Origin of the sequence: Bacillus sp. FJAT-45350 (genome assembly GCF_002335805.1) — a bacterium.
Lineage (GTDB): Bacteria > Bacillota > Bacilli > Bacillales > NISU01 > FJAT-45350.
The window spans coordinates 685,915-711,924 of sequence record NZ_NISU01000001.1; the positions used below are offsets into that span (position 1 = coordinate 685,915).

43 protein-coding genes are annotated in these 26,010 nt (G+C 35.3%); 38 read left to right on the plus strand and 5 right to left on the minus strand.

Annotated features, from left to right (window positions below; translation table 11 throughout):
• Positions 1-81: 81 nt before the first annotated feature.
• The 3 genes from CD003_RS03380 to CD003_RS03390 are packed head-to-tail and all read right to left on the minus strand — an operon-like array spanning position 82 to position 2,333.
• On the minus strand, positions 82-1,227 hold the full coding sequence (locus CD003_RS03380; RefSeq protein ID WP_096199478.1) for a site-specific integrase: 1,146 nt from the start codon (positions 1,225-1,227) through the stop codon (positions 82-84).
• Between the two features lie 57 nt (positions 1,228-1,284).
• Positions 1,285-1,707 carry a hypothetical protein gene (locus CD003_RS03385; protein ID WP_096199479.1) on the minus strand — a complete coding sequence of 141 codons (423 nt, stop codon included), beginning with the start codon at positions 1,705-1,707 and terminating at the stop codon, positions 1,285-1,287.
• On the minus strand, positions 1,707-2,333 hold the full coding sequence (locus CD003_RS03390) for an ImmA/IrrE family metallo-endopeptidase (protein WP_096199480.1): 627 nt from the start codon (positions 2,331-2,333) through the stop codon (positions 1,707-1,709). Before CD003_RS03390 ends, CD003_RS03385 begins: the two co-directional genes overlap by 1 nt.
• Positions 2,334-2,508: 175 nt before the next feature.
• Here CD003_RS03390 and CD003_RS03395 point away from each other — a divergent pair, with 175 nt between their 5' ends.
• Together CD003_RS03395 and CD003_RS03400 are read left to right on the plus strand one after the other, a co-directional pair.
• Positions 2,509-3,870 (plus strand): DUF4041 domain-containing protein, encoded by a 1,362-nt coding sequence (locus CD003_RS03395; RefSeq protein ID WP_096199481.1) that lies wholly within the window; start codon positions 2,509-2,511, stop codon positions 3,868-3,870.
• A 128-nt stretch (positions 3,871-3,998) separates the two neighbouring features.
• Entirely contained in the window at positions 3,999-4,676 is a 678-nt protein-coding gene (locus CD003_RS03400) for a hypothetical protein (RefSeq protein ID WP_096199482.1), read from the plus strand.
• Positions 4,677-4,809: 133 nt separating this feature from the next.
• On the opposite strand, the gene CD003_RS21645 is transcribed toward CD003_RS03400, so the two are convergent.
• Both CD003_RS21645 and CD003_RS03405 read right to left on the minus strand, forming a co-directional pair.
• Positions 4,810-4,947: a hypothetical protein gene (locus CD003_RS21645; protein WP_179295402.1), complete on the minus strand. Its 138-nt coding sequence runs from the start codon at positions 4,945-4,947 to the stop codon at positions 4,810-4,812.
• A 61-nt stretch (positions 4,948-5,008) separates the two neighbouring features.
• A complete protein-coding gene (locus CD003_RS03405; protein ID WP_096199483.1) occupies positions 5,009-5,407 on the minus strand; it encodes a helix-turn-helix domain-containing protein in 399 nt (132 codons plus the stop codon).
• 159 nt (positions 5,408-5,566) lie between these two features.
• Between CD003_RS03405 and CD003_RS03410 the strand changes: the two genes are divergently transcribed.
• From CD003_RS03410 to CD003_RS03565, 36 genes are all read left to right on the plus strand, one after another.
• Positions 5,567-5,812: a helix-turn-helix transcriptional regulator gene (locus tag CD003_RS03410; protein ID WP_096199484.1), complete on the plus strand. Its 246-nt coding sequence runs from the start codon at positions 5,567-5,569 to the stop codon at positions 5,810-5,812.
• A gap of 54 nt (positions 5,813-5,866) precedes the next feature.
• Positions 5,867-6,139 (plus strand): group-specific protein, encoded by a 273-nt coding sequence (locus CD003_RS03415; protein WP_096199485.1) that lies wholly within the window; start codon positions 5,867-5,869, stop codon positions 6,137-6,139.
• Entirely contained in the window at positions 6,136-6,306 is a 171-nt protein-coding gene (locus tag CD003_RS21650) for a hypothetical protein (protein ID WP_179295403.1), read from the plus strand. Before CD003_RS03415 ends, CD003_RS21650 begins: the two co-directional genes overlap by 4 nt.
• 252 nt (positions 6,307-6,558) lie before the next feature.
• On the plus strand, positions 6,559-6,798 hold the full coding sequence (locus CD003_RS03420) for a hypothetical protein (protein WP_096199486.1): 240 nt from the start codon (positions 6,559-6,561) through the stop codon (positions 6,796-6,798).
• Between the two features lie 339 nt (positions 6,799-7,137).
• Positions 7,138-8,442: a 5'-3' exonuclease gene (locus CD003_RS03425; RefSeq protein ID WP_096199487.1), complete on the plus strand. Its 1,305-nt coding sequence runs from the start codon at positions 7,138-7,140 to the stop codon at positions 8,440-8,442.
• A gap of 34 nt (positions 8,443-8,476) precedes the next feature.
• Positions 8,477-8,671: a hypothetical protein gene (locus CD003_RS03430; RefSeq protein WP_096199488.1), complete on the plus strand. Its 195-nt coding sequence runs from the start codon at positions 8,477-8,479 to the stop codon at positions 8,669-8,671.
• A gap of 28 nt (positions 8,672-8,699) precedes the next feature.
• The gene (locus CD003_RS03435; RefSeq protein WP_096199489.1) at positions 8,700-8,963 is read left to right on the plus strand and encodes a hypothetical protein; all 264 of its coding nucleotides are present in this window, start codon (positions 8,700-8,702) and stop codon (positions 8,961-8,963) included.
• A complete protein-coding gene (locus CD003_RS03440; protein ID WP_096199490.1) occupies positions 8,960-9,637 on the plus strand; it encodes a Rha family transcriptional regulator in 678 nt (225 codons plus the stop codon). Before CD003_RS03435 ends, CD003_RS03440 begins: the two co-directional genes overlap by 4 nt.
• Positions 9,638-9,670: 33 nt before the next feature.
• A complete protein-coding gene (locus tag CD003_RS03445) occupies positions 9,671-10,456 on the plus strand; it encodes a phage replisome organizer N-terminal domain-containing protein (RefSeq protein ID WP_096199491.1) in 786 nt (261 codons plus the stop codon).
• Positions 10,407-11,198 (plus strand): ATP-binding protein, encoded by a 792-nt coding sequence (locus tag CD003_RS03450; RefSeq protein ID WP_096199492.1) that lies wholly within the window; start codon positions 10,407-10,409, stop codon positions 11,196-11,198. The genes CD003_RS03445 and CD003_RS03450 overlap by 50 nt, the downstream gene beginning before the upstream one ends.
• 13 nt (positions 11,199-11,211) lie before the next feature.
• Positions 11,212-11,586 (plus strand): hypothetical protein, encoded by a 375-nt coding sequence (locus tag CD003_RS03455; protein ID WP_096199493.1) that lies wholly within the window; start codon positions 11,212-11,214, stop codon positions 11,584-11,586.
• 51 nt (positions 11,587-11,637) lie between these two features.
• Positions 11,638-11,790 carry a hypothetical protein gene (locus tag CD003_RS21655; RefSeq protein ID WP_179295404.1) on the plus strand — a complete coding sequence of 51 codons (153 nt, stop codon included), beginning with the start codon at positions 11,638-11,640 and terminating at the stop codon, positions 11,788-11,790.
• On the plus strand, positions 11,787-11,939 hold the full coding sequence (locus tag CD003_RS21660; protein ID WP_179295405.1) for a hypothetical protein: 153 nt from the start codon (positions 11,787-11,789) through the stop codon (positions 11,937-11,939). The genes CD003_RS21655 and CD003_RS21660 overlap by 4 nt, the downstream gene beginning before the upstream one ends.
• 33 nt (positions 11,940-11,972) lie before the next feature.
• Entirely contained in the window at positions 11,973-12,308 is a 336-nt protein-coding gene (locus CD003_RS03460; RefSeq protein WP_096199494.1) for a transposase, read from the plus strand.
• Between the two features lie 264 nt (positions 12,309-12,572).
• Positions 12,573-12,881, plus strand: coding sequence for a hypothetical protein (locus tag CD003_RS03465; protein WP_096199495.1), 309 nt, complete (start codon positions 12,573-12,575; stop codon positions 12,879-12,881).
• Position 12,882: 1 nt separating this feature from the next.
• Entirely contained in the window at positions 12,883-13,191 is a 309-nt protein-coding gene (locus CD003_RS03470; protein ID WP_096199496.1) for an SANT/Myb-like DNA-binding domain-containing protein, read from the plus strand.
• 4 nt (positions 13,192-13,195) lie between these two features.
• Positions 13,196-13,375, plus strand: a complete 180-nt coding sequence (locus CD003_RS03475) for a hypothetical protein (RefSeq protein ID WP_096199497.1) — start codon at positions 13,196-13,198, stop codon at positions 13,373-13,375.
• Complete coding sequence (locus CD003_RS03480) at positions 13,365-13,655, plus strand: MazG nucleotide pyrophosphohydrolase domain-containing protein (RefSeq protein ID WP_096199498.1); 291 nt, start codon at positions 13,365-13,367, stop codon at positions 13,653-13,655. Before CD003_RS03475 ends, CD003_RS03480 begins: the two co-directional genes overlap by 11 nt.
• 131 nt (positions 13,656-13,786) lie before the next feature.
• Positions 13,787-14,155 carry a hypothetical protein gene (locus CD003_RS03485; protein WP_096199499.1) on the plus strand — a complete coding sequence of 123 codons (369 nt, stop codon included), beginning with the start codon at positions 13,787-13,789 and terminating at the stop codon, positions 14,153-14,155.
• A 43-nt stretch (positions 14,156-14,198) separates the two neighbouring features.
• Positions 14,199-14,360 carry a hypothetical protein gene (locus CD003_RS21485; protein ID WP_179295406.1) on the plus strand — a complete coding sequence of 54 codons (162 nt, stop codon included), beginning with the start codon at positions 14,199-14,201 and terminating at the stop codon, positions 14,358-14,360.
• A 15-nt stretch (positions 14,361-14,375) separates the two neighbouring features.
• The gene (locus CD003_RS03490) at positions 14,376-14,873 is read left to right on the plus strand and encodes a hypothetical protein (protein WP_096199500.1); all 498 of its coding nucleotides are present in this window, start codon (positions 14,376-14,378) and stop codon (positions 14,871-14,873) included.
• Between the two features lie 75 nt (positions 14,874-14,948).
• Entirely contained in the window at positions 14,949-15,497 is a 549-nt protein-coding gene (locus CD003_RS03495) for a site-specific integrase (protein ID WP_096199501.1), read from the plus strand.
• A gap of 337 nt (positions 15,498-15,834) precedes the next feature.
• Positions 15,835-16,545 carry a phage terminase small subunit gene (gene terS, locus CD003_RS03500; protein ID WP_179295407.1) on the plus strand — a complete coding sequence of 237 codons (711 nt, stop codon included), beginning with the start codon at positions 15,835-15,837 and terminating at the stop codon, positions 16,543-16,545.
• A 1-nt stretch (position 16,546) separates the two neighbouring features.
• Positions 16,547-17,230 (plus strand): HNH endonuclease signature motif containing protein, encoded by a 684-nt coding sequence (locus CD003_RS03505; protein ID WP_096199503.1) that lies wholly within the window; start codon positions 16,547-16,549, stop codon positions 17,228-17,230.
• 106 nt (positions 17,231-17,336) lie between these two features.
• The gene (locus CD003_RS03510; RefSeq protein ID WP_096199504.1) at positions 17,337-17,684 is read left to right on the plus strand and encodes a hypothetical protein; all 348 of its coding nucleotides are present in this window, start codon (positions 17,337-17,339) and stop codon (positions 17,682-17,684) included.
• On the plus strand, positions 17,677-19,356 hold the full coding sequence (locus tag CD003_RS03515; RefSeq protein WP_096199505.1) for a terminase large subunit: 1,680 nt from the start codon (positions 17,677-17,679) through the stop codon (positions 19,354-19,356). Before CD003_RS03510 ends, CD003_RS03515 begins: the two co-directional genes overlap by 8 nt.
• A gap of 47 nt (positions 19,357-19,403) precedes the next feature.
• A complete protein-coding gene (locus tag CD003_RS03520; protein ID WP_218838240.1) occupies positions 19,404-20,639 on the plus strand; it encodes a phage portal protein in 1,236 nt (411 codons plus the stop codon).
• Positions 20,623-21,276: an HK97 family phage prohead protease gene (locus CD003_RS03525; RefSeq protein WP_179295408.1), complete on the plus strand. Its 654-nt coding sequence runs from the start codon at positions 20,623-20,625 to the stop codon at positions 21,274-21,276. Before CD003_RS03520 ends, CD003_RS03525 begins: the two co-directional genes overlap by 17 nt.
• Before the next feature lie 16 nt (positions 21,277-21,292).
• Positions 21,293-22,594: a phage major capsid protein gene (locus tag CD003_RS03530; RefSeq protein ID WP_096199508.1), complete on the plus strand. Its 1,302-nt coding sequence runs from the start codon at positions 21,293-21,295 to the stop codon at positions 22,592-22,594.
• 64 nt (positions 22,595-22,658) lie between these two features.
• Positions 22,659-23,009, plus strand: a complete 351-nt coding sequence (locus tag CD003_RS03535; protein WP_096199509.1) for a hypothetical protein — start codon at positions 22,659-22,661, stop codon at positions 23,007-23,009.
• A gap of 19 nt (positions 23,010-23,028) precedes the next feature.
• A complete protein-coding gene (locus tag CD003_RS03540) occupies positions 23,029-23,331 on the plus strand; it encodes a head-tail connector protein (RefSeq protein WP_096199510.1) in 303 nt (100 codons plus the stop codon).
• Positions 23,312-23,641, plus strand: a complete 330-nt coding sequence (locus CD003_RS03545) for a phage head closure protein (protein ID WP_096199511.1) — start codon at positions 23,312-23,314, stop codon at positions 23,639-23,641. The genes CD003_RS03540 and CD003_RS03545 overlap by 20 nt, the downstream gene beginning before the upstream one ends.
• Positions 23,638-24,054, plus strand: coding sequence for an HK97 gp10 family phage protein (locus tag CD003_RS03550; protein WP_096199512.1), 417 nt, complete (start codon positions 23,638-23,640; stop codon positions 24,052-24,054). The genes CD003_RS03545 and CD003_RS03550 overlap by 4 nt, the downstream gene beginning before the upstream one ends.
• Complete coding sequence (locus tag CD003_RS03555; RefSeq protein WP_096199513.1) at positions 24,051-24,476, plus strand: phage tail terminator family protein; 426 nt, start codon at positions 24,051-24,053, stop codon at positions 24,474-24,476. The genes CD003_RS03550 and CD003_RS03555 overlap by 4 nt, the downstream gene beginning before the upstream one ends.
• A 15-nt stretch (positions 24,477-24,491) precedes the next feature.
• Positions 24,492-25,550, plus strand: coding sequence for a phage tail sheath C-terminal domain-containing protein (locus CD003_RS03560; RefSeq protein WP_096199514.1), 1,059 nt, complete (start codon positions 24,492-24,494; stop codon positions 25,548-25,550).
• A gap of 13 nt (positions 25,551-25,563) precedes the next feature.
• On the plus strand, positions 25,564-25,998 hold the full coding sequence (locus CD003_RS03565) for a phage tail tube protein (protein ID WP_179295409.1): 435 nt from the start codon (positions 25,564-25,566) through the stop codon (positions 25,996-25,998).
• Positions 25,999-26,010: the final 12 nt, after the last annotated feature.

Sequence of the window (26,010 nt, forward strand, 5' to 3'; positions counted from 1 at the left end):
TATTGTGGGCGTTTTACACTTTTTACTCATTAACTTTCTATGCCCACAATATGCCCACAAAAAAAATTGTAAAAAATTAAGCTACTTTAGGATATCATCCATATAGCTTTCGTACTTATGCATTGTGTCCTTTTCAATCTTCTTACTTATGTGGGCGTACACATCAGATGTTATTTGTATGCTTCCATGACCAAGACGTTCCTGGACATATTTCATATCGGCCCCAGCTTCCAAAAGAATCACTGCGTGTGTATGGCGTAATGAATGAATCGGGAGGCGTGGTAAGTTAGCTCGTTTTAAAATACGCTCAAATGCATTGAATAGAGTGGACTTAGGCATAAAATTTCCATCATTTCTACATAAGACTAAGTTTAAATCATGGTGATAAATTGCATTTAAAGCAAGTTTGTTCTGATTTTGAAACTTAATGTGGAACGACAAGTCATTTATTAATGAGCGTCCTATCGTAATGGTACGCATAGAATGATATGTCTTTGTATCACCAAACAATTGTTCATATTCAGTAGCTTGGAAGTCCAATGTCTTATTAATGTTGATGGTGCCTTCTTTTAAATCAATATCAGTCCATTGTAATGCAGCTGCTTCGCCTTTTCGCATCCCTGTTTCAATTAACACTTTAAAGAATAGCCAATAGATATAATCATATTGATACGCTTCCTTCAAGAACGTACCTACATCTTCTGAGATTAGATACTGTAATCCTTCATCCTTACGTGACTTGTTAGTAGGGATAATTGCACCCTCACATGGGTTTCTTTCTATTTTCCCTAATGACAGTGCTTTTCGTAAAGCTCCATTCATAGTACCGTTAATAAGCTCAATTGTACGCTTGCTGTAGCCTTGCTCTGCTAGTTGATTAAGGAACTTTTGATACATTACAGGTCCTATACGTTTTAGTGCAATTTCTTTGAAATGTGGGAGGATATGATTATCTATGTTACGCTGATGAATTTGAAACGTGTTCTTTCTAATCACAGGTTTTTTATACTCAAACAGCCATTCTTTCAAAAAATGCTTAAGTGAAACATCCTCTGTGATTTCATACCCTTCCAACAACTTCTTTTTCATTTCAGCAGCTGCAATTTCTGCTTCTGGTTTAGTAGCGAAGCCTCTTTGAGACTTTTCACGGTACTTCTTTGTAATTGGATCCTTGAACCGTATTCGATATTCCCATTTCTTATCTTTATGCTTCTTGAAACTAGCCACTAAAATATTCCCTCCTTTCGTTGATATATCATTTGTAGAAAATTTATACTTAATACCTTACATTTCATCCGTGTTAAAAATCGTTAATCCATCATGAGGTTTAATAAAGCCACATTCAACAGCGAATATTCTAATATTTTCACTCATTAATTCGATTGGTGTATAAATATCATCAGGAACGGTGAAGATTGAAGTATCCGGGGTGACATTTGTAGCCAATCGCATTAAATACCGCTCCTCAGAACGAACAATTACTAACTTGTCACGAACAGAATCATGATAGTAGTTTTGAAAGAGAAGGTAGTCACCTTTTTCTATGTCTAATTCTTCAAGGCCATTATCACCTAGTTCAATCGCAAATTGAGCAGTGTGGTAGTTATCTACTTCTAGATATTTACTCCAGCTCATTTCATCATTAAAATCAACATCAAAAAAATCTTCTGTATAACCTATCCCTACAAGTGGAATCATTTTAGCCATTAGTAATCACTCCGTTTATTTATAATACCGACAATACCGTTATTTCTATTAATCAAGTAGGTGTTGTGAGAGTCCTCATGCACATAATCACATCCAATTTGCCTTTTAAACTCTTGTTCTGCCTCAAATTGAGCTTGTAACTGAGCAGAGTATTTTGATCCTAATAATTGTTGTTCGTACCGTTCAAGGCGCTTTTTGGCAAAGAGAGGGGTAACGTTAAAAGTCTCTGCAATAAATCCAATGACCAGAGAACGTTGCAAAGGAAGTTCTAACTCTTCTAGCATGAATGTAGGCACACAAAAGTGTAGCGCGAAATTGTCTGCTTTTTCTTCCTGATAGGTTAGAAAGTCAGTTTGCATATTTAATTGTGATCCATATTGCCTTAATACATGGCAGAGCTCATGACCGAAATCTTCCCACTGTTCAGGAGGAGAAAGCCTTGAGTCAATATTTATACGTAAGCCATTGAACGTGACAACTTGACTATTGAGAGGTAAGAAGTAGGTCGGTATTTTTAAAATTTCAGCAATTGTTGAAAGATTTATGTTTTCTGGGTGTCTTATATCAATATGGTTATAAATAGATTCAACATAGTTTTCTAAAGTAGTAGATTGGTATGTAATCATATAATCACCTCAAAATAGGAACGTGGGTTCTCTTTTTTATGATTATATAAAGAATACTTAACTTTGTAAACTACTTTTGCATTATATTAGATTACATATTTTACATTTTTCATATAATTTTTCAAATAAATGTTATACAATTGGTGTGAAACAAAATGAAAAAGGGGGAAGAAATGTGGTAAAACAAAAATGGTATTTATCTACATGGTTTATTGCATTATGGTTTGCATTCACCTACTTCGTATTTCCGTTCTTTATTGGTCTTATTCTTCTTGTAATGCAAGTGTTAGAACGTAGAAAGCAGTTGAAATACTGGAGGGAAAATGGATTAGATGACCTATCAAATATTAAGGAGAAGACAGAACAACTCGAAAAAGAAGTTGGTAAATTAGAGAAAAAGAAAGAAAATGCAGATGAAAAATTGACAGAAGTTGAAAATAGTATTGCTCAGAAGAAAGAAGAGCTTATTATTTTAGAAGATGAATTACTATATCAATCATTTGGTTTTTATGAACCTAAATATGGGTTTGAGAATTCGGAGGAGTATAAAAATCAACTTGATAAAATACGAAATAAGCAAAAAGAAATGGTAAAACAAAATTCAGCTGCAGATGCAAAAACATGGACAGTAGATGGTAGCAAGAAAAAGGGAGAAGTACTTGCTAAAAATAACGTTAATATAACTATGAGGGCATTTAATAATGAATGTGATACGGCGATTGCTAAAGTGAAATTTAATAATATCGATAGTGTTGAAAAACAGATTAAACGTGCTATGGAGCAATTAAATAAGATGAACAAGCATAATGGAATCGAAATTACCGATAGGTATTTAAGTTTAAAAATCGAGGAACTTTACTTAGCATATGAATATCAAGTTAAAAAAGAAGAAGAGAAAGAAGAGCAACGAAGAATTAAAGAGCAAATGAAGGAAGAAAAAAGAATACAACAAGAAATTGAGCGTGAAAAGAAAAAGCTTGAGAAGGATGAACAACATTTTAAAAATGCTATCGATAAATATAAAGAACAATTAGAATCAGCAAGTGAAGAAATGAAGGTTGAAATTGAATCAAAGTTGGCTGAAATTGATGAGAAAATGGCAGAGATTCAACAGGAAAAAGAGGCAGTAGATTACCGTGAACAAAATGCAAAAGCTGGTTATGTTTATATTATTTCAAATATAGGTTCATTCGGTGAAGATGTATACAAAATTGGTATGACTAGAAGGTTAGAGCCTCTTGAGCGTATAAGTGAGTTGGGGAATGCTTCTGTTCCTTTTGGTTTTGATGTTCATGCTATGGTGTTCTCGGAAGATGCACCTAAATTAGAAAGCTCATTGCACAGAGCATTTGAAGATTACCAGGTTAATAAGGTTAATCCTAGAAAAGAGTTTTTCAGTGTCACATTAGATGAAATTGCTAAAGTAATTAAAGAGAATCATAACAAGACTGTGGAGTTCACGAAGTTAGCTGCTGCAGAAGAATACCGGAAGTCTCTTCAGTTGAATAAGGAAGAAAAGATTAGAGTTGGGGCATAATGAGAAAGACAGTCATGATTTGACTGTCTTTTTTCTTTGTAAATAAAAAGAAAACGCCCAAATGATAGTATTGTGTTTCTTGTGCTGTTGCTACCAAATAAGTGATAGAATAGGGAAGAGGTGAGAATATGGAATTAAAAACAGTAATCGCAACAATATTATTCATTCTGCCTGGAGTACTCGCTTATAACTGGAGCGAATACGTTTCGAATACTACAAACAGAAATAAAACGAATACCGAAAAAACAGTAATGATTCTATGTTTTGCTATTCCGATTGTTTCATTAAGTTTACTAGTCTTAAATACGTGGTTTAATTACGATATTAGCGGTCTGACATCATTAACAAAAGCTGGTGACGATATTAACTTTTTATTGTCGTATGTTTTAGTTAACGTTATCATTGCTTATTTTGTAGCTGAAATCTGGGTTCTTTACTTAAGAAAGCTAATTAATACTTTTGTTAATTTTAATAGAGGAAGTTCAGGGCTTACGTCTAGACAAACGTTATCTGTGTGGGAAGAAGCTTTTGATAATGAAGGAACGAAAGTGGCATATATTGCTGAAATGAGTAACCCTTCTAGTGGACAGTGGGGTATACTTAAAACAATTTCTTTATCCGAAGAAAGGGATAGAGAGTATATTCTAATTGGCACAGAAGTAATTGAAAACGTAAAGTACCTTTTTACAGAATCCACAAATTCTTATATAGATAGCAAATCTGGTATGCTCGTAAGATTATACGAATTCGATCCAGTAGAGGTCCAAGAAGAGTATCATAAAATACTAAACAAAAAAGAGGAGTGAAAATCACTTCTCTTTTTTTGATGCGTTATTAGTTGAGTTATTGGAAGGTGGGTTTTTTATCTGAGTCAATAAACTTTGAGCATTGTTGTATGTAAGAGATCTAATAATTTTAGTATTATCTTTTTTACTCATGTTATTTCTCCTTTTTTGGTTTTGTCTTAATCATTTTGAGGACTTCTTCTGCTTTACGGTCAGTTAAAGATTCACCAAAGAATTCCCTACGACTTTTACCGATAAATGTAGCACTTTGTGGTACGTTCTTCTTGTCCAATTTATATCACCCCCTTTAGAAAGAAACAAAGACACGCATTCTCCCCTTGCGTGTCTCGTTGTTATTTCTTATTCTGTTCCTCTTCCATAATCAAAAACTTCAAGAACTTTCGTACATCCTCACGTTTATCTTCTGGAGCTGCTAAGTAGTCTTTTAAGAAAGTCTGTGAATTTGGGTCTTTTAATAGTTCTTCCACTTTTTTATCTAAGTCTTCACTACTCGTATTGTCTTCTTCAATATATCCAGCTTTTTTCAACAATTCATTGCTAGGGTAATCATAAGCTTTAGCTAATTGTTTAAGTGTATCAGCAGAAGGACGAATTGGTGCTTTGGTTTTTCTGTTTATCCCTAATTCTAAGTCTCGAATATAGGTATGACTTAACCCGCTTTTGTTAGCGACTTCTCTTAGGCTAGTCTTACCTCTTAACTCTTCTAAAAATTTCCCTAATTCATTTTCCATATTGGCGTTCTCTCCTATATGTACGCTCTATATAACATATTGTAAATTATAGCTTACTAAAAAATAATAACTTTTTTGTTGTTTTTACTTGACGTTATGTAAGATTGATATTACAATGTGTTTTGTAAGGTTGATACAACATAGTTGGGAGGTGTCAAAATGTTATGTAATCGCGTCAAATATCTTAGAAGAAGTGAAGGATTTGATTTAACACAAGAGCAACTAGCTAATGAATTAGGTGTATCAAGACAAACAATTGTAGAATTGGAAAAGGGGAGACCCCCTTCAGCGGAGTTACTTTTGAAAGTTGCAGATTTTTTCAATAAAGACCCTAGAGAAATTTTTTTTAGTGAAATTGTTGTATCAAACTTACAAAGAGAAAGTTCAAAGGTATCCACAGCCTAACACCTAATTATTGTTACCAAATTTAAGCGAATGATGAGAAGGGAGGTGACATCGGTGTTAAACGTACAAGTCGACACAGAAGAAGTAAGACAACTTTACTTAGAAAAACTTGAAGAGAAAGTAAAGGAGATTGATAAAGAATTGGTCTTCTGGGACACAAACGAATTAAAAAGAAGAACGTGCCTATGTTGGAACACTATCCAAAAAGAATTTTTCTTTCATCCAGAGTTTCCAAAGTACAAAGTCGGAAACAAGTGGATGTTCCCAGCAGAGGACACAAAAAAATTCTTGCTTACATGGTTAAGAGAAAAAGGGGGAGTTTCATGAGTGTAAGAAAGCAATTAGCGATTACTGAGATTAAAGCAGCAGTACTTAATGTTGCCCACATTATAGAAGAAGACCAAACATACACGAGTGAAGAGATAGTGGAAAAATTACTAGCTATTAATTCAATGCTCGATGATGAAATACAGGTCCTGGATAAGGAGAGGTAGCATTGGATTACTATTATCAAATGCTAATTGTAGAATTAGCAACCATAAATTTGTTATCACCAACTCGTACTGAACAAATTGACCTGTTAATGAGAGCTTACTGTATACCAATGTATTAGAAGTTTATTAATTCCTCTGCGGAGGCTTTCTTTTTACCATAATGGCGAAATTTGACTGAAAGTGCTGTTAATCAGTGTCGAACAGATTAGAAAACGACATAAAAATATATATAAAATATTTGGAGGAAATAAAATGACAAATTTCTATGAAAATCCTACATTAGATAAGTTTCTAAGGTTAGTAAACAAAGAGATTCAAATGATAGAAAGAGCTGAGGTACTAGCTTTACAGGGTGAACTTAATAGAAGGCAAATCGTGCTCGAGGCAAAAAAGAAAATCAAAATTAAACGAATATGCATGAAGGCGGCTTTAAGACAAAAAGAAAAAGCAGCAAGTGCGGACACACTTACTGCAACTGCAATAGCTAATTAATAGACTACAAGATAATAAAATAATACCACAATTTATCAGTGGGCGGCAAGCATTCCTGCCGTTGGGGCTACGACTTGTTAATGGTGTTCCCCTCACCAACTCTCTCCCTTACAGTCGTAGTCCGAACGGTGCGAATGCACTACATACTAATTGATGCGCTGTTTGGTAGTACAGCCGACGCAAAAATACCATCGAATTTAAAGCGAAAGGGGTGAAGTTATATAAGTATTCAATATTGGTAAAAGGAGCTATCAGACCGGCATCTGACTAGCTCAAATTAAAACAAAACCTAAGTACAGTATACCGTATTTTTAGAAAATTTCAATTTGGAGGAAGTTTATGGCTAAGAGTTCATATACAGGTAAAGTCATGGAAGTTAATAAATGCATGGTCCTTCTTCCAGCAACGCAATTAGGGAAAGCGACAAGAGCATCTTTTCAAAGTCTTGCAAAGCAATTAAAAAGAATTTCTTTATTTGATGTTGTAGAAGAGATAGTAGTTGACCAATTAGCTGACATGCAACGGATTACTCTATTAATTAGAGAAGGACAAGCATCTGATAATGAGAGTATTGAAAATCATTTTATTTCGGGTATGAAGGTTGAAGTTGCTATTCAACAATTGAACGAAATAGACAAATATATTAGTGCTCATTCAGAAGATAAGATCATTGTAACGATGGAAGAAGGCGCAATTTCTTTAAAGGCTGAGAAAGTGAAACAGAAGGATACACCTGTTAAGACAGTGAAAGGTGAACGTCTGTTGTTGATTGATGGTAGCAATATACTTGCTACAGCCTACTTCGCTACAAGAAAAAGCATGATGAAAAATGAAAACGGTCTATACACAAATGCAGTATACGTTATGGCAAGAAGAGTACTTGAATTGATAAGTAGGTCTAATCCAAGTCATGTAGTCATCGCTTGGGATGAAGGTCGAAATACGTTTAGAAAGGCTATGTATAACGATTATAAGGCTCACAGAAAAGAAACTGAACCAGAGCTAAAAGAACAATTTACTACTGCACAACAGTTATTTTCTGATTTACAAATTGCTCAATACTCACATATGGAAATTGAAGCAGATGACGTAATCGGAACAATTAATTCAATATGGCAAAAAGAAGAACGAGGTAGTTCTGTCATTGTTTCGAACGATAAAGACCTTTTTCAGTTAGTTTCAGATAAAACAACTCAACTTATTAGTAAAAATGGTCAAGAGTATAGCATAAGACCTGAGCACATGAAAAAGATGTGGAACGTTACACCTGGACAATGGGTCGATTGCAAAGCCTTATTGGGAGATACTTCCGACAATATTCCTGGTGTAAGTGGTGTTGGTGAAAAATCTGTTTATCCTCTCATTTCTACATATGGAAACATCGAGAATTTATACGAACGATTAGAAGAACTTGAGGATACAGAATACAAAAGATACGTTAAAAAACTTGAAAAGGGCAAAGACGAAGCCTTTTTAAGCAAGAAATTAGCGACCATTAAGTGTGATGCTACAGACGTAATTACCCCTTGCTTTAAAGAAATGCAATTAAATATAACTCGCAATCAATTAATTAAATATTTTGAACAGTTAGGATTTAATTCTCTCATTCAATCAATAAATAAAGGGTTATATCGTGTTGGCTAAGGAAGCAAAGTGTATTAACGCAGGAGATTGTATATTGCTAAATAAAGGAGCGTTATATCTCATACGTCCAGTAGGTGAAAGTAAGAAGTTTGTCTATGTCAGTCTATTAAATAGCAAATCTACCAATGCGCACTTTGCTATTTTACAAGCGAATTATTTCGAGCTACTAGAAGAACCAGAGGAAGTAGAAACAGAAATCAAGGGTTTCCGACAGTTAAGTTTGTTTTAGCCAACCGATTAGGAGGGAGCTGCAAAAGATGAAAAAGCGTCAAAAAATGAAAATATTAAAACGTTCTGGTATTAAGTTGCACAAAAAAATTACTCTGACGAAATTAGAAAGTCGTGTATTTATTGTAGAAGTCGAATCCAAGTTGATGAGCGCTCTATGCTCACTACGTAATGATGAGTTTAACGCCGGAACTATTTATGAAGATGGGTATTTGGCGAGAGTGAACAAAACCTTTAAAGAATCATTAACAATCGAAAATGTTACTGGCGTTAAAAAAGGAGTGAGCATATGAACATTATCAAACGTGATGAACAATTATTAGTTGATAGTAGGGAAATAGCCAAAATGATCGGCAGAGAACATAAAGAGGTATTAGCGATGATTGATGGGCAGGAGCATCGAGACGGAAGAATCAAACATATTGGATTTTTGCCTACGATTTCTGAAAGTGGACTTTTCAACCCTATTGATTTTTTTATTGAAAGTTCTTACAAGACAAAAGGAAACAACAAAAGTTATAAATGCTACCTACTCACTCGTAAAGGCTGCGATATGGTCGCAAACAAAATGACTGGTGAGAAAGGTGTACTTTTCACAGCAACATATGTAACAAAATTTGACGAAATGGAACGCCAATTAGTCCAGCCGAAGTCACAATTAGAAGTATTACAAGGGACTATTAATCAATTAATTCAACATGAAAAACGATTGGATAAGGTAGAGAAGGTTGTAACGGAGCGAATTACTTTAGACCACGGACAACAAACTGCATTGCACCACCAGATTAAGAAACGTGTCGAGCAGATTTTCCCTGAATATGAGGAACAGTATACCAAAAATAAATTATATGCTCAACTACACAGTCACCTAAGAAGAGCTTTTCAAGCGCCGAAGTATGTATTTATTAAATCAAAAGACTTTGATGAAGCTATGAGCTGGATAAAATCATGGCGGCCATTAATATAGACGAATAGCTTCAAGATATGAGAGGTGGGACATATGGCAGATGTGAAGTGGATTAAGTTATCAACGAATATGTTCGATGATGAAAAGATTCGATTAATTGAGTCAATGCCAGAATCAGATGCATTATTAGTGATTTGGATAAAATTATTAGCTCAAGCAGGTAAGACCAACGCTAGCGGATACATTTATTTGAATGAGAATATACCGTATACAGATGAAATGTTAGCTACGTTATTTTGTAGGCCTTTAAACACAACAAGATTAGCCCTTAAGACGTTTCAGCAGTTTGGAATGATTGAGATAGACGAAAATGATTTCATATCAATCTCAAATTGGGAGAAACACCAAAATATTGAGGGTTTGGAAAAGATACGTGAGCAAAACAGACTTAGAAAACAAAGAGAACGAGAAAAGAAGAGGTTGTCACTGGACAGTCACGTGACAGTCACGCAAAGTCACGCAACAGAAGAAGAATTAGAAGAAGAAGAAGATCTAGAAAAAGAAGAAGAAAGAGAAGTAATACCTTTTGTCGAGATAATTACTTATCTCAACCAAGCAGCTAATAAAAATTACCGCTCATCAACTCGTAAAACAAAAGACCTTATCAAAACTAGATGGAATGAAGGTTTTAAACTGGATGATTTCAAGAGAGTCATAGACATTAAATGTAGTGAATGGCTCAAAGACAAGAAAATGAATCAGTTCTTACGTCCAGATACATTATTCGGTACCAAATTTGAAGGATACCTTAATCAAGAGGTGAAACCAAATGCAGTCAATCAAGGATTCAATCCACAAGAATATGGCATTCAGTTCTGATGTATGCGAAAAACATAATATCAACTTGATGGATTTTAGTGGGGAAGTTGTATGCCCCAGATGCTTTTTGGAGAAAGAGAATGAAAAAGTGCAGCAGCGCGAAGAAGAAAAGTACTTGAAAAGAAATTACTTATTACTGAACAGTAAGAGCTTGGTAAGTGATAAGACAATATTAAATGCCACATTAGACAACTTTAAACCAACCTGCGCGGAAGAGAAGAATAACAAACAACTAGTTAAAGAGTGTATCAACCGCTACAAAGACGGACAGGTATTTAACGTTGTACTTCAAGGTTTACAAGGCACAGGTAAAAGTCATTTAGCTTATGCGATGTTAAAGGAACTCAACGAGAATTCAAATTTTAAAGCGTCATGTTTGTTTATGAGTGTTGAAGAAATGATTCGAAAAATCAAAGGCACCTTTAAAGACGATAAGAGCATCTACACTGAGAATTATTTTATTGATTTGATATCTCAAGTGGATTATCTAGTTTTAGATGACTTAGGAGCTGAAACAGGGGCTATCGGAACAGACAAAAGTGCGACTGATTTTGTGCAAAGAGTCTTGTACGCGATAACAACGACAAGGCAGGATAAATCGACAATAATCACAACCAATTTAGCAAGCGCTACTATTTTTGGAATGTACGATAGGAAACTTGTATCGCGCCTATTTAAAAAGCCGAAATACATCGTGTTTAGGGAGTCAAAGGATAAAAGAATAGCAGATATTCCATTCTAGGAGGGTAGGTGAAATGAGGAGTCTAGTAATTGAGGAATTAACAATCTTTGAAACTTTGAATAGCTTTGACTCAGACCAAGCAAAGTGGATTCGACTACAACATACAAGCAATCGATATTGCAATGTTTTAGCCTATGTCCCTGGACAAGCACTTTCGCCAACAGAAACAAACTATAGCAGTCCAGGGCGCTCCAAAAGAAATGACTTTCAATTTGAATTGTGGGAACATCATGCATTCGCCATTTGGAGTTATCGTCGGTGCTCTTGGGAAGAGGCAATTGAGTTACTCATTAAGTCTAGGAACGAAGAGAAGCCAATTGAAATGAAGGTATACCAAGATGTAGTGGAGTGGTTTGAAACAACGCAGGTAGTTGAGTATCTGGAATAGGCGATCCATTAACTATGATTGAAATATATCTATGAAAAAGGCGGGAACATCATGAAATCATTACATGGACCAGTAAAAGTATCGAAGTTAACAGAAGAAGAACTAGTTAAGTATAGAGAAATGGACAAGCCAGTATTACGGGATAGTGAGGCAACTAAGAAGGTTGATTATACATGGCCATTGAGAAGGGACGATAGAGAATGACAGTGAAGGAGCTTCGGGAAAAGTTAGCTGACATGCCACAGGATGCAACAGTCAAATTAGATGCGTTTGGCGAGTTATCGGACATTGAAGAAATAGGTGTGGTTCAAGATGGTGTAGTTATTCAAGCTTTCGAGGATTTTGAAGAGTGACAAAAACCGCTAATACTAAAAGGAGATATAGAAATGAGTAAAAAAGACGAGAAATACATTCATAGAATTATTGCACAAAAAGAAGGAATTACCATTACGGCAGAAACATCCAATGAGGTTACTTTTGAAGAAGCAAAAAATACTGCTATTGCAGAGGTATTAGGTGGAGTTGATAAAGTTGTTAGCTTTCAACCATTTGTTGTAATTCCACTAACTACAAAGGAACGTTGGGACGACAAAACAATTAACTTCTGTCCTCGTTGTGGCAGTAATTTAAAGGATTATGAATTAGAACAAGCAGCAAGTTTTGAATGCCTTGAATGCGATACCTCTATGGATGTTCATATCCATAACTGGTTAGAAGATTAATTCATAGTCGACAAAAACTGTGACACAAAAGAAGGTGTGTAAAATGTGGAGCTTTAAAGGTGATGAAGTTTTATTATCCTTTTTGAAACTTGAGGGTTTTAAAGAAAAACCTTTTAAAATTAAGATTCAATGGCTTATTAGATATATCCCTGTATTAGTTATGTGTGTCTGTTTTATTATCGGATATTACGTTTCTAAACTAACCAATAAAAAGAAATAACTTCGTAGTTCGAGAATATCACGCAGCAAAGAAAGGAGACGTATATGAAAAACCTACAAAGGCATTTAAGTCATCCATTTTATAAAAATGTACAGACCTATAGAGAAAGTGTACGTATTGGACAGATAAAAAAGGGAGCTGAAAAGTATCCAGAGCCATTTACTACTTCTTCTTGGTCGAATGATGAGATTGTGGAACATGCCATGCAAGAGAATGTAGACCAGGCACATTATATTTATGCTTGTAAGGAACGGATGGATGAATTGCAAAAGAGAATTAATAAAGCGCGTGAGTTAACGTTTAAATCTCCTTGTTCTCGTGAAGAAATACGCCAAGTGTTGGATGGAAAGTAACATGCCTAAGAAGAAAAAATACTGGTTCCATTATTGCAGAGAATGCGAAATTGATTTTTTAGTTGCTGCAAAGGTACAAGGTATGGTTAGTTGCCCGAAATGTGGCGATGGTTTTTACACGGAAAAAGTTAGAAGCATTTGGCTAGAAAGACCTTTTAGTTATAGGAGGCCTTGGACAAGTGAAGAAGATGATTTAGTCCTGGCTAGTGTAGAACAAGGATATACACACCAGGAAATATCAGATTCTTTGAATGGGAGAACTAAAAACGCTGTAACAAGACGTTTGCAACAATTAAGAAAGCAAGGGTGATACCATGCTTAATTACAAAGAGCAGCTGAAACTCATCGAACATGGCAGGAACCTTGAAAAGAATTCATATGTTGAAGAATTGGAAAAGATATTTAAGAGTCTAGCTAATCGCAAAGGTATTGGTGAAAAGACTATGCAAATAATCTATGAAGAGTTTGGAGTTGAATGGCAAGATGATAAATAAACTATGTGAGCAAGCTTATAAAACTGCTAAATCAAAAGGATGGCACGATGAGGAAAGGGAAACTGGTACTATATTAGCGCTAATTCATTCGGAGGTAAGCGAAGCACTAGAAGCTGATCGTAAAGGTGAACAAGAAAATTTTGCTGAGGAATTAGCTGATGTTTGTATAAGAATTTTTGATTTGTGCGGAGCTAGAGGTATTGATTTAGAGCTTGCCATTAGTAAGAAGATGGAACGAAATAAAGGTAGGTCATACAAGCATGGTGGAAAAGCTTATTAAATAATAAGGGTGGTGTAATCAATGACAAATGAACAAACATCATCTATGAAAGAACAACAAGAGCAAATAGCCTGGCAAAAACGAGTGATTCGTGAGGAATATGTAAATACAGAGAAGGAGCAAGATAAAAAATGAGTACAACGTTAATGATTATGTATGCTTGCATGATTGCTCTACTAATTATTGCAGTTTTGCAACATATTAAAAATATTAAACTATCAAATTTGAGAATTGAAGAGTTAGAAGAGGTTATTGAACTTGGTGAAAAACTAAACGAACAACATAAAACTCAGCTAAAAGCACACAAGAAGAACATGGAACGATTAGGGACTGTTATAGGAAAAGCTCATAGTTCAGCCAACATTGTTATACAAGAAGCGCAAACGAATCTCACGAACGAATTAAACATTTGGAGATCTAAACGTCAAGACTTTGAAACAGTAATAAATAATAAAAATCGTGAACGTAAAAAAATTAGAGGAAAAAGAAATAAAGGCTGAAATTAGCGTATGCATAAGGGCATTGATAGGAGTGATTCATATAGTGAGTGTACTTCCAGATGTATCTAAAAAAAGAAAGAGCAAAAAGCCAAGAAAGAAACAACAGGGAACAAAAAATAAAAAGATGAGCAATAAAGAAATCAATGGGTTGATGGGAACTTACAACAAAGGGCTTAAAAGAGGTAAAGGTGGAGCGTGGAGATAGTAGGGGGGATGAAGCTTGGATAAAAAAGAGATTGAAAGTATGATAACCGACTACCGTTGGATGAAAAGAGAGGTTTCAAGGTTAGAAGAGTTGCTAGGGGGTACCAGTAGATATTCTTCAGCAAAATCAGAAGGTGTTGCTCAATATGGGGACGAGGCTGGAATGCCAAAAGGTTCAGGGTTAATCAGTAAAGCGGAATTAGACAACCTTGACTACCGAGAGCAAAAAATACTTATTCGTATAAAAAAATACAAAAATACGATTGAGTTTGTGGAAGTTGGAGAGGAATACATCGAAGAACCAGTACAACAAGTCATCTATAGTTGCATGATGGAAGGCATGAGCTACCGTACAATCAGTAAACACATCGGAATGTCAAAAGATAAAATAAGGCAACTAAGAGACGAACTAATAACCCAATTAAGCCAAAATAGTCATTTTCGCCAAAATCTGCACTATTTGAAATATAAAAAACAAACCGTGTATGATGGAGTGGAGAACGAACTGACATAAAATAACACATGTTTAAAATAAAAGTCGCTGATAACAGCGGCTTATTTTTTTATAGAAAGAGGGTGCTGGAATGAGATGAACTTTGTGCAGCCTATCAGAGATACGAAAAAAATTAATGAAATCATTGAGTACTTGAAGAATCAAAGCGAACGTAATTACATGATATTTTATTTAGGAATTAATACAGGTCTTAGAATAAAAGACATTTTACACTTAAAAGTAAAGAACCTTAATGGCCATTACATTAGTGGACTTAGAGAGTTTAAAACAGGTAAACAAAAGAGACTTAGAATTACTCCTTCTCTGTATAGGGAGCTAGAAAAGTATTGTGCTGGTATGAAGCCAAATGAATATCTCTTCCAGTCACGGAACGGAAAGAATAGACCAATCGTTAGAGAAACTGCTTATAAGATTTTACGTGAAGCAGCAGAAGCGTGTGGAGTTAAAGAGATTGGTTGTCACACTCTTCGCAAGACATATGGGTATCACTTTTATTTACAAACGAAAGACATAGCCTTATTACAAAAGCTATTAAATCATACAGACCAATCAGAAACATTGCGTTACATTGGCGTTGATCAAGATGCAATGGATAAGGCCATGAGAAAATTTAAAATCGTTTAAAACTATATATTTTTTACTCCCAACACAACATAAATAGTTGGTTGTGGTGTTCGTTTTTAAAATGCTTATAAATCCTGTTATATCAAGGGTTACAGGCGATAGACCAAATGCCACTCGCAATAAGATATGTTGCATTGGTGGATAAGTATTGAATTTTGTGGATAAATCATTAAAATTCAATTATTTTATAAACTACTTTTGTGTAAAACGTTACTACTTACTTTGGGTTGTTTATTAATGAAAAAATATAGAAAGACCTTATTTATCAAGCGTTTAAAGAGCTTCTTACTTAAGCGTGAAAACAACTCAATTAGGTTTTGGAGGTGGGTGTTTTGAATTGCCTAGAAACATAAATCCTAATCGTTTAGAGGCTCTTAAAATTTGGTTGAAAAGTGGAAGAGAAAAGCAGCCGAAAGAGATAGCTGAAGAATTAAATGTATCTGCTAACCAAGTTAGAAAGTGGAAATGCATTGATAAGTGGGAAGACATTCCTAATACACCAAATAAAAGAGGAGCACCTTATCGTAATAAAAATGCAGTCGGCAATAACGGCGGGGCGCCATTAGGAAATCAAAACGCTTATAAACATGGAATGTTTGCGAAGTGGCTTCCTAATGATGAAGAGACTCTAGAAATTTATGAAGCTACAAGAGCAATGCCAATGCTGGATTTATTGTATGAGGAGATAAGAATAGCTTTTACTAACTTCATAAGAGCTCAAAAGATCATGTTTGTTAGGGATATAAACGATGAAACAAAAGTATTGAAAAAACAAAAGAAGCAAATCGAGCGTGATAAGAATGAGCACGGTGAAGTTGAGTCCTATGAAACGTTTGTCGAAGAAGAGTGGGAATATCAACATGCATGGGACAAGCAAGCGAAAGCATTAACTTCCCAGGCAGCAGCAATGAGAAATATAACAAGTAAAGTTAAACAGTACGAAGAATTACTAAGGACTCTTCCTCCAGAAGAGGTAAAAGAGGAGCAACGTTTAAGAATTACAAAAATGAAAGCTGATATAAAAGCAGCAGAATCAAAGGCGTGGTAGTATGGCGAAATATGCGATATTAAAATCTTTTTATGCTTCTGAGAAATGGCAAAGGTTTAGAAGAATAATTGTTAGTGAAAGAGGTCCAACGTGTGAACATTGCGGAGGGCTAATCGCTGAACCGAAAGATTTACATGTCCACCATATTGAAGAACTAACACCTGAGAATGTTCATGATGTAAGTATCTCTTTAAATCCTAAAATGGTTATGATTGTACATCATGAATGTCACAACAAAATACACAATCGATTTGGTTATAAGAATAAAAATAGGCAAGTGTATATTGTGTATGGTCCGCCTTTATCAGGAAAAACATCTTTTGTTAAACAGTATTCTACAAGAGGAGATTTAATAGTTGATATTGATAGACTTTATGAAGCTGTCACAATGTTACCTAGTTATGATAAACCTGACCAACTATTAGGTAATGTGATAGGAATTCAGAGTCAATTAATTGATAACATTAAAACTCGTTATGGTAAGTGGAATAATGCTTGGGTCATTGGTGGATACGCTGACAAACATAAGCGTGAGAAGATAGCTAATGATTTAGGAGCAGAGTTAATCTTTTGCGATGTAAGTAAAGAGGAATGCATAAGACGGTTAGAGATTGATGTTGATAGGCAGTACCGACAGGATGAATGGCGTGGCTATATTGAGAAATGGTTTAGTGATTACACATAGCAGCCCCCCTATTTGCTAAATTAGAGGAAATTGCTCCAGACCGTTCCCCCTACCTTTTTTTCACGCAAGTTGAAAATTTTGAAAATCGTTGGAGGTTCTTTGAACTATGCCAAAAAGCGAAATTTATCAAAAAGAACTGTTGAAGTTAAGGGAGATATTTGAAGATGTTGAAGAAGCAAAAGCTAAACTAGTTGAAGGTTTAATTGAGGACGCAGCATTTATTAAAGCTGAAAATTATGCATTAAAAGAAATACTGTCCAATTCTGGAATGGTTAAGGTTCATCCAGAGCACCCAGAACTGCAAAAAAGAACAGAGGCAGGCAAACAATTCTTAAGTAATGTAAATAGCTATGCAACAGTTATTAAAACATTAAACGGTGTACTGATGAAAAATGTAGTAGAGGGTGACGATGAGTTTGATGATTTCATGAAAGAGATGAGAGGGAATGGTTGATTTAGACAACAACACCATCCACGGCAAGCATTCTTATCTGCTCGAATACCTAAACAAAATAAAATCAGGAGAAATCATAGCAGGACAAGAGTTAATTCAGCAGCTAGAGAACCTACTGCAAGATTTAGGTAGCCCTGATTATATTTTCGATAACACTGATTCGGAGTTTAGAATTATGTTTATTGAAAAGTTCTGCAAGCATACAAAGTCACCTTTCTTTGGAGAACCTTTCTTACTTGAGTTATTTCAAAAAGCACTAATTGAAGCTGCTTATTCTTTCAAGTGTTCTGAAACGAAGCTTAGGCGATTCAAAAAAGTAATATTACTCATCTCTCGCAAAGGCGGGAAAACAACTCTGTGTGCTGGATTAAGTAATTCAGAGTTTTTTTGTGGCAACGGCGGTGCTGACATCGTTTGTTCCAGTAACGATGATGCTCAAGCTAGTATTATTTTTGATGAAATAAACTCTATGAGAGAATGGTCACCAGCATTGAAGAAACGCAGCCATAAGAATCAAAAGGGTATCTTTAATCTCAAGAATAAATCAACTGTTAAAAAGCTCTCAGATAGGACTCGTAATAAAGAAGGGCGTAACATTGACTTTGCCATACTGGATGAAGTCCATGAGATGAAAACAAACATCATAGGTAAGTCTATTGAGCAGTCCCAGTCCACAAAGGATGAACCAATGCTTATTATGATTACGACTGAGGGGTTTGTTAATGATGGATACCTAGATGCAGAATTGAAATATGCTAGAAAGGTATTAAACGGTGAAATTGAGGATCCTACCCTATTAACGTGGCTATATACTCAAGATAGTGAGAATGAGATTTGGCAGGATGAAAAAAGCTGGTATAAATCCAATCCAAGTCTTGGAGTAGTAAAAAAAGTTTCATACCTTAGAGACCAATTAAGAAAAGCGCAACAAGATAAGGCAGAACGAGTATTTACATTGGCAAAAGATTTCAATTTAAAACAAAACAATGCAACTGCTTGGTTAGCTGAGAATGAATTTATTAACGAAGCTACATACAAACTAGAAGACTTTAAGAATTGTGTTGGCCTTGCTGCAGTCGATTTATCTGAAACTACTGACCTATGTTGTGCAAAGGTCCTTGTAATGAGGAAGAACGACAACAAGAAATATATTATTACAAAGTATTTCATACCAGAAGCAAAAGTTGTGGATGGAAGTGTTGAAGATAAAAAAAATTACTTGGAATGGGCTAGGCAGGGATTGATTGAAGTTTGTCCAGGTAACGAAAATGACTATAGTCTTATTACAAATTGGTTTGTGAGTCTCTACAAACAGTACGGTATTAGGATATTTAAAACAGGTTATGACAACTGGAATGCGAAGTATTGGATTAAAGAGATGGAGGACATTGGCTTCGATACTGAAAAAGTTGGAATGGATTATAACAACCTGTCTAATCCGATGAAACTGGTTGAAGCAGATTTAAGAAGTAAGCTCATTAACTATAACAATAATCCGATCACACGCTGGAATCTTGGTAATACTGCTTTGAAAGTTAATAACCTTGGTCAAATTATGCCAGTTAAAGTGAACGACTTACAGAATCGTAGGATAGACGGTGCAGTTACGCTAATTATCTTATACGCTATCTACCAGCGTTACAAAACAGAGTACTTAGAAATGGTGAGATAGTCTGAAAGCGAGGTGAGATAATGGGATTTATGGATAGTTTTAAAAATATGTTTAAAGACAACAGTACCAAGCAATATACCCACGCACAAATGTTAAATGGATATATTCCTATATTCAGTCAATTTGGAGATAGTATTTATGCATCTGATGTTGTTCAGACTTGTATAGATGTAATAGCTACTGAATGCTCTAAGCTACGACCTAAACATATCCGTACTGACAGTAATGATATTCAGACTGTTGTAAATGGGAGCATCAATCGACTTTTTAAGTTTAGTCCTAATGAGTTGATGACAACGCGAGATTTTATTGAAAAGACAATTTGGTTGTTGTTTATGAACTATAACGCATTTATCTATCCAACCTATGACATAGTGACCAAGAATGGTGTTAGTCGAAGAGAATATACAGGGTTTTATCCGCTTAACCCTACACAGGTTGATTTTTTGCAAGATGAATCAGGAAGACTTTTTATAAAGTTAACCTTTAATACCGGTCAAAATTACACTCTGCCTTATTCTGACATAGTTCATTTACGAAAGAAGTTTTCAGTGAATGAAGTTATGGGTGGAGGTGCAAACGGACAACCTGACAATGCAGCTATATTAAAAGTACTGGGGATAAATGACAGTGTGTTACAAGGGTTGGAAAAATCAATTAAAAGTAGTCTATCTATTCGTGGTATTTTAAAAATAAATACTATGCTAGATGATGGTAAACAAGATGAAGAACGTAAAAGATTTGAACAAGCAATAAAAAACAGTGACACCGGAATACTTCCAATGGATTTAAAAGGGGAATACCAGGACATTAAGGTAGATCCCAAATTAGTAGATAAAGATACTTTAGACTTCTTGGACAACAAGATTCTAAAGTTTTTTGGCGTTTCAGTTCCGATTCTGACTGGTGACTTTACCGATGAGCAGTACCAAGCTTTTTATGAAAGAACATTAGAAAGTTTAATTATTAGTTTAGGACAAGCATTTAGTAAAACATTATTTACAAAGCGAGAACTAGAAGTTGGTAATGAAATCGTATTCTATCAACGTGACATGATGTATCTGAACACTAAAAGTAAGTTATCACTAATCAAGACAGCGGGAGAACAAGGCTTATTAACTGATAACCAAAAGCTTCAGATACTTGGATATGGACCAATAGAAGGTGGAGAACGGCGAACACAGAGCTTGAATTATATTAGTCGTGACATTATCGATGAATATCAGCTTAAGCACGGTGAAATAAAAGTAAGGAAGGGTGATGAAGGTGGACAAGAAGAATAAGGTTATACGATTTAATGAAATACATGAATTACGTGCAGCCCAACCTACTGAAGAAAATGGTGCAATTGTAGAAGGGTATGCCATTGTTTATGATGAAGAAACAAATATTGGCGGTTGGTTTAGAGAAACAATTAGAGCGGGTGCATTGATTGGAGCGAACTTAAAGGATGTTCCTTTTTTTGTTCATCATCAAAGAAATAAAATACCTCTTGCTCGAAGTCGAAACAATAATAGTAATTCAACACTGCAACTGAGAGTCGATGATCGAGGACTTTATTTTAAAGCAGAATTAGATACTGAAAATAATAGTGAAGCAAAGGCCTTATACTCCGCTGTTAATCGTGGAGACATTACGGGAATGAGCTTTGCCTTTTCAGTTCTGGAAGAAGCTTGGAGAGATAAAGACAAAGAAGTTCCTCTAAGGGAAATTATTAAGTTTGATAAGATTTTTGAAATATCAGCGTTATCAACACCCCAATATCAGGGGTCTGATATAAATGCTCGGAGCGAACCACTGGATAGTGCGGACAAGCAAGCATTGGATAATGCGTTGCGCTCAAAAGAAACGGATGATTCTGAAAACGAGCAAGGGCAAAAAGAATTAGAGTTAGAAAGACTAAAACTAAATTTATTATAGAAGGAGTAGATGGACAATGAAGGATTGGTTAAAAAAGCAATTAAAAGCAAAAGAAGAGGCTAGAGCTGCACTAAAGGAAAAAGGAAAGAAAAGCGAAAACGTTGAGGAAGTTCGTAGTATTGGGGAACAAATTGAATCGCTTGATAAAGAGATTGCCGAATTCCGTTCACAAATCGAGGCTATTGAAAAAGAAGAAGGTCAAGATGAGAAACGCCAGCAACAAGACTTCTTAGGAGAACATGAAGAGCGTAGCAAACCAGCAGGACAATTGAATGCGTTAGGCACTTACGGAGTAGGCAATGGTCAAATTGTTGGTGATGAAAAGCGAGAGCAAGATCTTACAAAAACTTATGAAGAGCGTGGAGCTGCATTAAAAGAAAAACGCTCAGTAACATTTGAAATTGACGAAGTACCTGAATTACGTGCGGTTTCAATTGGTGGAGGCACATTAATTAATGAAAAGAAATACAGCAAAGAATTAAATGAAAAATTCAGCGAAGTATCTTCATTGGTCGATGTGGTTAGTGGCGTACCACTTATGGGTGGTGAAAGCTACGCAAAAGGTTTTGAAATTTCAAGTGGTGAAGGTGACTATACTTCAGAGGATGGTAACTATGCTGATGCTGAGCCTGTATTTGATTATGTAACAATTGGCAAAGCAAAAATTACTGCTTATGCTGAAATGACTGATGAGTCTATGAAGCTACCTAACGTAGACTATCAATCTCGCGTAGCCAAAAGTATTGGCGAAGCTATTAAAAAGAAAATCACAAAGCAAATTATTGTTGGCCCAGGTGGAGCGAACGCATTAACTGGTATTTTTAATGCTCCAACAAATGTTATTCCAACTTCTACCGATATTGAAGTCTCTGCAATCGATGCTGATACATTAGATGAAATCGTATTTGGCTATGGTGGAGATGAGGAAGTAGAAGGTGGTGGCTATTTAATTCTTAATAAGCGAGACTTAGCTGCATTTGCAAAAGTTCGAAGCTCGGATGGTAAGAAGTTATACAAAATTAAGAAGGACGGTAACACAGGTACTATTTCATCTGATGATAGCTTTGAAGTTCCATTCATCATTAACAGTGCTTGTGCACCTATTTCTTCTGATTCGACTTCAGCAGACACATACTGCATGGCTTATGGTATGGTGAAAGCTTATGAAATGCCTATCTTCTCACCAATTACAGTGGAAGAATCAAGAGACTTTAAATTCCGCACAGGACAAATCGCTTACCGCGGATCTGTATGGGCTGGTGGTAACGTAGCGATGCATAAAGGATTTGTTCGTGTTAAGAAAGTAGCTGCAGTCTAATAATCATTCACCCCTTTCCATGAATTGGAGAGGGGCTATTTTAACTAAAGGAGGTTAGTAAAAAATGGAATATAATGTAATTAACTCTTTTGTAGACAAAAATACTAAGAAACTTTACTCAAGTTTAACTAAGGGTACAGTTTATGTGACAGAAGATAGGGAAAGAGCAACAACTCTTATTGAAAAAGGTTACTTAGAAGAAAGAGAACCCCAAACCCGGCAAACTGAAGAGGTTTCAGGGGAAGGAATGGCAATAAGTATAGAGGTTCTACTAGGGACAGTTGCCGAAATCATTGAGAATGTTACTAGTGAACTTACTCAAGAGAATTTATCTGAATTACTGGAATTAGAAAAACAAGGTGAAAATCGTAAAGGTGTAATTAAACACATTGAATCTCTCGTTAAGAGTGATTAAAGAATATGGGTGATAACTCATGACAGTTCAACAAATCTTTCAAGAAGAGATAAAACAGTTTTTAAGGATTGATGGCGAGGAGGATAATAATCTCGTTACTTCTCTAATTGTTGCAGCTGAAGTTTATATAAAAAATGCAACACGTCCAGATGTTGATACTACTCTTGAATTGTATAAAACAGCCGTAAAATTACTTGTTTCTAATTGGTATGAGAATCGTGAGCCAATTGGTAAAGCAACAACATTAGCTTTTTCACTAGAAAGCATTCTAATACAACTCTCTCACTGTGGAAGTGATATTAATGAATCCGGGAAAACTTAGACATCGAATCGATGTGTACGGGAATGTGAAAAAAGTAAACGAACTCAATAAGGTAAATTTTAGCTTTGAAAAATTAAAGACTATATTTGCTGAAATAGTACCACAGACTGGTAATATGCAACGACAACAAGCCGAAACAATTCTCACCAATGTAACCCATAAAATCATTGTCCGTTATCATGCAGGTAAAGATATCACAAAAGATATGGAGATTCATTTTAGGAATAGTAAGTTTGAGATTAAATATATACTAAATCCTTATTTTAAAAATGAGACATTAGAAATCTTTTGTGTGGAGGTGATGGAATGAGTTTAGAGATTAAGAACTTAGATAAATTCGAAAAAATGTTAGTAGAGAAAGCAACGAAAGAACTTCCGAGAGAAACTAAGCAGATTATGAGAAAAATGGGTAGTAAAGCAAGGACATTAACAGCTAGAAATGCTAGAAGTAAAGTTAAAAAGGTAACAGGTAGCTATCATAAGTCTTGGAAACGCGGTAAGTTATTTTTTGATGGAGATAAATTTGTAATACGTGTTTATAGCGGTTCACGTAAAGCTCACTTAATTGAAAAAGGACACAGGATAGTTAGGAACGGACGAGAAGTAGGCTTTGTAAAGGGAAAGAATGTTTTAGAAGAATCGATGAAAGAATTTGAAGACCGAGAAATGGACCAAATGTTAAGCGATTGGTTAGATAACCTCCTAGAGAGTGGGAAGTTATGATTAGCTATAAAGATATTCTCAATGTTATAACTACAAAATTAATAAAAGAGTTTCGGATTGAAATTAACTCGAATGATGTGAAGGAAGGTTTTAAGCGACCTTCTTTTTTTGTTGATTTTGATAATGTTAGGCGCTCTTCCACAGAAGAACAGATTGAAAGAGGCTTAACGATTCGAATTTATTATTTTCCTAGTGACAGAAATAAGAATGAAGTTGAATTATTGGATGTTCAAGAGGAACTTGAATCTCTATTTGAGCTGAAATTAGGTGTATTTGATAGAAGTTTTAATATTATCGAGACATTTAGCGAAGTAACAGATGGCGTACTGAACTTCTCATTTGATATTGAGTATTTCGAAGGCAAGGAAATTGAAGAAGCTGAACCTATGGAAAACTTAGAATTTAATAATGAGAATAACTAAGAAAGGGTGAAATAAATGGGCTTACCACAAATAGATATAGTATTTAAAGGTCAAGCAGTCACGGCCGTGAATCGAAGCGCAATGGGCATTGTACTTTTAATGGTAAAGGACGCAACAGCTAATTTTTTAAATGACTTCATTGCATACCGTGATATTACTCAAGTGAACGAAGAGAATTGGTCAGAGGAAAACTTTGATTATATTAGCCAAGCATTCATGGGTACTCCTTCTCGTGTTTTAGTATGTAATCTAGGTCCTGAAGGCACTGTATCAGATGGTTTACAAAAATCTAAATCAAAGAAATGGAATTACTTAGCTGTGCCGTTTGCTGAGGAAGAAACTACTTCAATTGCTAGTTTCATTAAGTCACAACGCGAGAACGAAAAGAAAACATTTAAAGCGGTTCTAGCTAATGAGCAAGCAGACCATGAGGGGATTATTAATTTCACCACTGATGAAATTGTGGTAGGAGAAAAAATCTATACGACAGCAGAGTATACGCCTCGTATTGCTGGAATACTTGCAGGTCTTCCATTTACTCGCTCAGCTACTTACTTCTCTCTTCCAGAAGTGGATTCAATTAAAGAGCATGATGATCCAGATGCAGATATTGATAATGGTCAATTAATTCTTGTGAATGATGGTGAAGAAATCAAGATTGGACGAGCTGTTAACAGTCTAACTTCTTTCACTGTGAAAAAAACAGAAGATTTTAGTGTGATCAAAGTAATGGAAGTTATGGATATGATGCATGATGATATCTATTCTACATTCAAGAATGAGTATGTAGGGAAGGTACAAAACATTTATGACAATCAAGTGTTATTCTTTACTTCAGTAAATGCCTATTATCAGGGGTTAGAGGGCGATGTGATTCTTGACCCTAACTTTGATAACCGTGCTGAAATTAATGTTGAGGCACAACGTTTAGCGTGGGAAACCATCGGTACGGATACATCCGATTGGGACGATCAAAAGGTAAAAGAAATGTCATTCAAGAGAAATGTGTTTACAAAAGGTAGAGTCAAGATTGTGGATGCAATTGAAGACTTAGAATTCCAAGTTTCTATATAAGGGGTGAATATTTATGAAAAAAATAAAAAGTAATCGAATTATTAATGGAACATACGGCGCTATTTGGGTTAATGGTGAGAAGTGGGTTGATGTTGACACCTTCGAAGCGAAAGTAACAGTAAACTATGAAGATGTAAACATGGCAGAAGATTTAGCGACTCATAAAAAAATGACTGGTTGGGCTGGAGAAGGTTCATTAACAGTTAAAAAGGTTTATAGTCGCGGAGCTACTCTTATGGCAAACGCAGTAAAAACAGGACAAATGCCTGATATTACTCTTGTAGGTAAACTAGCAGACCCGGATGCGTTTGGTAGTGAACGTGTAGCTATTAAAGAAGTAACATTTAATGAGTTCATGCTTCTGAAATTTGAGCAGAAGACTTTAGGAACTGAAGAAATGCCATTTAACTTTGCTGATTATGATCAAATTGATTTAATCCCAGCATAAATAGGAGGATAT